The organism is Streptomyces sp. NPDC050743 (genome assembly GCF_044456925.1).
Taxonomy (GTDB): domain Bacteria; phylum Actinomycetota; class Actinomycetes; order Streptomycetales; family Streptomycetaceae; genus Streptomyces.
Map to the genome: position 1 here is coordinate 1 of NZ_JBITGJ010000281.1, position 2,546 is coordinate 2,546.

A 2,546-nucleotide genomic window follows, 5' to 3' on the forward strand; every position below is an offset into this window, starting at 1 on the left:
CCCGACGGCGATCCGGCCATCCCTGCCCCGCTCCGCAGGAGTCCGATTCCTCCCCGGCCTGAAGGCCGGGGCATCCTCGGAGGAACCCGGTGAACGCGCGAGGGTAGGAGCGCGCACTCGTCGTCGGTGACTGCTCCCCGAACTCAGCGCAGGCGCCGCCGCGCAAGCCCCCTGATGAAAGGGCAGGTGAAGGTCACCCCCACTGCGTCAGTTGATGTTGGTCATTCCCCGGTGTCGGCCGCGGGAACCCGTCCGAGGTCGCGGCCGCACATGCGGTAGCTGTCGCCTTTCAGGGAGACCACTTCTGCGTAGTGGACGAGGCGGTCGCTCACCGCGGCGGCGACCGTGTCGTCACCGATGACCTCATCCCAGCGTCCGAAGAGGCGGACCTGTTCAGGATCTGTCTGACAAGTGATCAGCACAGTGCTGGACGATGCGGTTAATCGTCTTGTTGAAGACGCGTGGTCCGGCGATGCTGGGCCGATGCCAGGGCAGCGGAAGAGTAAACGAAGGCAGCACGACGAGAGGCAGCGGGCCGGCGCTCGCTTCGCGCCTGGCACTGGTCATTGGGAAGTGCTCTTCGAGACCCAGGACGAGTCGGAATGGCGTGCTCACATCCATCGTCTGCGAGCGTCGGACGAGCAAATCGACTGGACAGCGGCGCGGTTGGATACGCTCTGTGGGCGCCTGATGCAGCCGACCACCTACCGGCTGAGCCTCTTCGTGCCGAGGCCCGTGCACGATCCGGGCCAGGACCACGCCGACCATTGATCATGGGCTGATCAAGGCGAGTTGACGGATGCGGCATGGGAGCGAATAGAGCCCCTGCTGCGCCGCGGGTGGATGGATGGGCGTGGCCGTCCCTGACGGGATCACCGGCAAATGGTCGAAGGGGTGCTTTGGCGGTTGCGGACCGGCGCTCCTTGGCACGACCTGCCCGAACGGTACGACCCATGGCAGGCGGTGTATAAGCGATTTTGTCGCCGCACAGCGAACGGAGCGCGCCCGCATCCGCAATGAGAAAGGCATCCGCTGGGACGGACGGATGCCCAGCCCGGTGTTCTGACCATCGGTGAGGGCCGGCTCGCAGGCGAACGAGCGAGCGGTAGGGTCACCCGCGTACGGTCCTGGCGAGGGCAGACCGCCAGGTGGCATGGGAGACCGGGTGACGAGATGGCGGCGGTTCGAGCGGCAAGCGACCACGCTCGAATACTGGGAGATCCGTCAAGAAGGGATCCGCTGCTTCCTCAGATGGGGCTCCGATCGGACCCCGGGGAAGGCGAGCACGACGACGCTTGACGACGAGGTGCAAGCGCGGCGCCACACAGCACGCAAGATCAACGAGCGTCTCCGCAAGGGCTTCACCGAGGTGGCCCCGGCTCGCGACCCGGCAGAAGCCGAGGCCGAGACACCGGTCTTGGACGTCATCACCAGGGCTGCCGGCCCCTACGCGCCGGCTGCCCATTACCTGCCGGTCGACAGCTTCGACCAGGTCTACCGACGCGCCCACACGCCCGATCATCCGATGGGGTTCTTCGAGTACTACGTCCTGCGCGATCACGGGCGCAGCGCGGTCCGCTTCACAGTCGGAGCCGGCAGCCACCAGGACGGCATCGTCGCTGCCTTCCTGGAGCTCCTCTGCTCCGAGCGTGACCTCGCCTTCGACGGCCGGTCCCACCACAAGGTGCCCCTGCCGAGCCTCGTCGGGCCCTTCGACCACGCGCTGTTCTGTTCGCCTGCGCTGGGGCGGGCCTGCGCCGCTCACCCTGCGGCGGCGGACCGGGTGGCAACGGCCTTCCCCGTTTTCAACTGCGAGATCGCAGACGAGGACCTGGAGGTGCTGGTCGACGCCCGCATCCACGGCCGCACCGCGCTGCCCTACAGCGACTGGGGACGAGCACCCCAGCCCGTGGTGGACCTGCGCTTCGACATCCAGCCATCGCCCTACCGAAGAACGCAGGCCTTCAAGGTCTACCGGTCAGCCGACCTGCAAAAGCTCATGGACGTACTGCCGAAGGCATCGCCGCAGAGCTGGCTGGAAGTGCGGTCCTTCCGAGGCGGAACCATGCGCCTCGAACCCGACACGACCATGTCCTTCGCTGACGTGTTGTCCTTCCTGGTCAGCTGAGGACACAGCCTGGTCGTCGTCTGCCTCGGTCCCCGACTGCAAAACGTCGACGCCAGCCGGTGAACCTTCCCGGTCACAGTTACCAGTTGCCGCACTTCTCCGGCAGCAGATGCACCCACTGCGTTCCAGTCCGGAACTCGAAGGCGATCGCGTCGATCACCTGCCGGTGATCCCGCCAGCGGCCACCCCGCTTCGGCGGAGGATCCGGGAGCAACGGCTCGACCCGCGCCCACGCGCTGCTCGGCACCGGACGGGACCCGGTGGGCGAGCTGACCCTGTGGCAGGACGCGGTGCGCCTGGCCGCCGCCAACTCCGGCTGGGCGGCGACGGCCTGTGGTACGCGTACGAGTCGGAGCCGGGCCGGGACGACTGGTGGCCCCGCGGCACGCCCGACCTGGACCCGGTGGGCGCGCTGACC

Annotated in this window: 4 protein-coding genes and 2 pseudogenes; 4 read left to right on the plus strand and 2 right to left on the minus strand. The window is 67.8% G+C overall.

The genetic code is table 11. The features are described from left to right. Positions 1-221: 221 nt before the first annotated feature. Complete coding sequence (locus ACIBJF_RS52950) at positions 222-422, minus strand: ATP-binding protein (protein ID WP_399185045.1); 201 nt, start codon at positions 420-422, stop codon at positions 222-224. On the opposite strand from ACIBJF_RS52950, the gene ACIBJF_RS52955 reads away from it, so the two are divergent. The 3 genes and pseudogenes from ACIBJF_RS52955 (at position 412) to ACIBJF_RS52965 (ending at position 2,128) form a co-directional block, all read left to right on the plus strand. Continuing rightward, on the plus strand, positions 412-771 hold the full coding sequence (locus tag ACIBJF_RS52955; RefSeq protein ID WP_399185046.1) for a hypothetical protein: 360 nt from the start codon (positions 412-414) through the stop codon (positions 769-771). The genes ACIBJF_RS52950 and ACIBJF_RS52955 overlap by 11 nt on opposite strands. Before the next feature lie 21 nt (positions 772-792). Next, a pseudogene (locus ACIBJF_RS52960) lies at positions 793-999 on the plus strand (transposase); the annotation flags it as partial. A 154-nt stretch (positions 1,000-1,153) separates the two neighbouring features. After that, a complete protein-coding gene (locus ACIBJF_RS52965) occupies positions 1,154-2,128 on the plus strand; it encodes a WGR domain-containing protein (protein ID WP_399185047.1) in 975 nt (324 codons plus the stop codon). 79 nt (positions 2,129-2,207) lie between these two features. Here ACIBJF_RS52965 and ACIBJF_RS52970 read toward each other — a convergent pair whose 3' ends face one another. Then, a complete protein-coding gene (locus tag ACIBJF_RS52970) occupies positions 2,208-2,375 on the minus strand; it encodes a transposase (RefSeq protein WP_399185048.1) in 168 nt (55 codons plus the stop codon). Here ACIBJF_RS52970 and ACIBJF_RS52975 point away from each other — a divergent pair. After that, a pseudogene (locus ACIBJF_RS52975) lies at positions 2,338-2,546 on the plus strand (hypothetical protein); the annotation flags it as partial. The gene ACIBJF_RS52970 and the pseudogene ACIBJF_RS52975 sit on opposite strands and share 38 nt — an antisense overlap.

Bases quoted from the DNA above. Each gene is read 5' to 3' on its own strand.
- ACIBJF_RS52965 (WP_399185047.1), top strand. From the start codon at position 1,154: ATGGGAGACCGGGTGACGAGATGGCGGCGGTTCGAGCGGCAAGCGACC.